General features: G+C 34.3%; 3 protein-coding genes. 1 reads left to right on the top strand and 2 read right to left on the bottom strand.

All coding sequences use genetic code 11. From position 1 onward, the window contains the following. Positions 1–305 precede the first annotated feature (305 nt). Both Q0K35_RS06700 and bsh read right to left on the bottom strand, forming a co-directional pair. A complete protein-coding gene (locus tag Q0K35_RS06700) occupies positions 306–1,724 on the bottom strand; it encodes a deoxyguanosinetriphosphate triphosphohydrolase (protein ID WP_294561892.1) in 1,419 nt (472 codons plus the stop codon). Between the two features lie 61 nt (positions 1,725–1,785). Further along, positions 1,786–2,760, bottom strand: a complete 975-nt coding sequence (bsh, locus tag Q0K35_RS06695; protein WP_294561891.1) for a choloylglycine hydrolase — start codon at positions 2,758–2,760, stop codon at positions 1,786–1,788. A gap of 295 nt (positions 2,761–3,055) precedes the next feature. Between bsh and Q0K35_RS06690 the strand changes: the two genes are divergently transcribed. Beyond that, on the top strand, positions 3,056–3,392 hold a 337-nt coding region (locus Q0K35_RS06690; RefSeq protein WP_294561890.1), incomplete at its 3' end, for a hypothetical protein.

The following is a 3,392-nucleotide window of genomic DNA, read 5'->3' as shown; positions in this document are numbered from 1 at the left end:
AAAATTCCCAATTTTTTTACATTTTTTATGAAATTATCATTATTTAAATAGCGATTGAATGATACGTGATTCACCTTTAGCTAATTAAAGCTACTTTATTTCATAAATTTGTATATATGTACTTAATTAAGTGTTAAGATGAATATTGATCGGCTGTTTGTATAACTTTCATCTATACAATTATCAAATTTTTAATCTGATCCAACTGTATGATCCTACCCTTCTAATCTCTTCATCTCATAATTTAATGTAATGATAAGGCTTAAAAAAAATAAAAAAAAGAGCGACTCTTTTGAATCACTCTTCTACATTCCTTTTAATTCTCGATATAATAAACGTGCATATCCATCTGTCATACCGGCAACATAATCAGCTGCCAACAAAAGCTTATCATAAATCTTTTCATGATCACTTTTATTTTGTACAGCATCATGATAATTTTCCAGATAATTCGATGAAAGCAAAGCTAAATACTTCTTTTGAATTTCATTTGGTTTATAGTAGTCAGAATCATAATGCAAAGCAGCATCCGTAAACTGATCTAAAAAGAAAGTCAGTATTTCATTTCCCATGATTTCAACACGTAGAATTGATTTGTCACAATAAACCTTACGATAAGCAAAGCTTTTTAACTCCTGTATAATCTTGCTTTCTGAGCTGCACAAGATAAGCTCCTGATCAAATTCACCGTTCATGATTTCACCATAATGATTAATAAAAGCATCTTTGACAGCAGTCACACAATATAATTGTTTGCTTGTCAGCCATTGAAAAATAGCCTGACGATATGGATCATGTTCAACACCTTCATAAACTTTTTCTTTTTTGGCATTTTCCAGCTTATACTCTAATTGCTTCCTGCCATTCTCATCACCGCTTTTTTCAATCACACTCATTAATTCATCATACGTGTACATGCCTTTCTTATAACCATCTTCCAGATCTGCGAAAGTATAAGCCAGATCATCTGCGGCCTCTAAGATAAAGGTCAACGGATTACGGCAGCCAAACGTTCCTGTATTTTCTTTGATGGTTTGAAAAACATCTTTTTCACTTTCATAATACCCTACTTTTTTCGCAATTAATCTGCGATCTTTCTTTTCTTTTTCTTCTTCCTTCGCTTTTTCCAAAGAATTTACAGGATATTTGATGATCGTATCCAACACGCCGCTTGTTAAGTGCATGCCATATTTACCATTCAGGCGATGAAGCTTGGTAATGATACGAAGAGCCTGTGCATTTCCTTCATAATAATATAAGTCAAGCTTTTGCTGTTCACTGAGATATTCATTCAGCTTTTTACCATGATATTCGATCACCGGCAGATTCTTTTTGAACCACTCACGAATCGAGGATTCCCCAAAATGTCCAAAAGGAGGATTGCCGATATCATGAAGCAATGAGGCACAATTAAGTGTTTCCACAACATTGTGGACATTGATTTCATCCTGTTCTAACTTTTTATCTTGGATCTCGCTGCATATCTGCTTTCCGATCAGTTTCGCAAGAGAAGCTACTTCCAAAGAATGGGTCAATCTCGTACGTACGAAATCACTGCTGTCAAGGGGAAAGACCTGTGTTTTATCTTGAAGTCTTCTGAAAGATGCACTCGTAATGATACGATTGTAATCACTTTCCACTTCACTTCTTAAGTTCGTCAGCCTTTTACTTTTAGATTCAGGTATTCTTTTTTCATTTGTGATGTTCTTCCAATCCAATCTCATGATACATCTCCTTTAATTTTCTTTATTGTATCACATTTTTTATTTTATCTATATAAATTCGCTATTGCATATAACGAAACTGCTGATCATGAATCAAAGGATAACGAATGGCAGATGAACCTTCTAAATCTTCCTTTGACATTGAAATCACTGTAATCTGATTATTCTCATAAGTCTTATAGTAATAAATTCCTTTAGATAAATTGATACAGCAGGAATAAACAGTGATATCATGATGCCCTTGAGGTGTGATGACACTTCCTTTGACCATGGCAACACCATCTAAGATATGAAAAAACTGCGATACATTAGCATTTTCACTTTTCTCAGATACTGCATTATTTAAAAGAAACGCTGCTTTCACAAAACGTGAAGCACTTGAAAAATCACCCGGTAATCCAATCGCGCCCATTCCTTGTGCATATGGCTGCAGCACTAATTTCTCACTAAAAACATTCTGTGCATTTTTAGAAGATAGATGCTGATAGTTATTGATATTCCATTGATGATATTCATATGGTGGATTATTCGTTAATACACCTATCTTATCTTCATAAATATGTAAACCATCCTCCATTGATTCAACGATCAGGCTGTCATGCTCATCACTGATCATCCAATGTAAAGGAGCTAATGGCAAATTTTCACTGAATGGAATATTCACCAGATTGATCTTTGATAAGCATTTCCTTGCTTCCTGTACGCTTGCACATTGGCCCAGTATCCATGGGATAAATTCAAAAGGAGCAATATTATCCGACTCTTCGGCCACTTCATGATAAACTGCATTGCCCGGAAAATTCAAGCCTGCCATGGCTAATCCTTTCTCATTGGCAGCTTCATAATATAAAGGAACATTATTTACAACTGTTGCCATTCCGATACAGGCATAATGATGATGAAGCGTTTCTTTCATTCTAAAAGACAACGGCATCTTTCTTGGAATGATGACCACTTCCTCATTGTAGGAGTATTCTAAATCCAGATTTCTTCCAAAATAACAATCACCATTTCTGTATATAATACTTGTACACATAACCATCTTCCTTTCTTTGTTAGTATGAGCTTGAACTTTTAAAATACACTCCCATTCGATGTACGTGATCGATATTATTCATAAAATGATACCTCAAACATTCATCTGTTATCCACAACATCGTAAGGTCTGTCTTATGTCCCCTATTATGGACTATTTAGATATATCTATTATCATAGTATCTTTTTTTTATAAGATTTACAATATATATGGAATAATTATTTTTGTAACTTCTTACATTTATTGTAAATCGTTTTCAATTAAGCTATAATACTGCCATTAGGAAGGTGATCTTATGTTTTATGAAAATGTAACATTCATTAAAAACAATGTAAGTCAGAAAAGACTGTATCAGGGAGTGAAAGAAATCTCTTCTTATCATCGCATCCAGGCTTCCACAGGATTTAGAAAAGCAGCCCGGCATGCTTTAGAAATGCTTCAAGAAAGAGGAATCGAAAGTCGTATCCTGGAATTTGAAGCAAGAGCGGATCAATGGTATCTGGAACAAAAGATGTTTCAGGAGTGGGATTGTAAAGAAGCTTATTTAGACTTATTAGGTGAAAACACACAACGCTTATGTGACTTCAGTGAGGAAAAATGTTCCATCATCCAGAAAAGCTATCCATGTGATT

The sequence above is a fragment of the uncultured Traorella sp. genome (assembly GCF_944327115.1).
In the GTDB taxonomy this organism is placed as follows: Bacteria; Bacillota_I; Bacilli_A; order Erysipelotrichales; family Erysipelotrichaceae; genus Traorella.
Note: the sequence above shows the minus strand (reverse complement) of the source record. Positions and strands in the feature narration are given on the sequence as shown.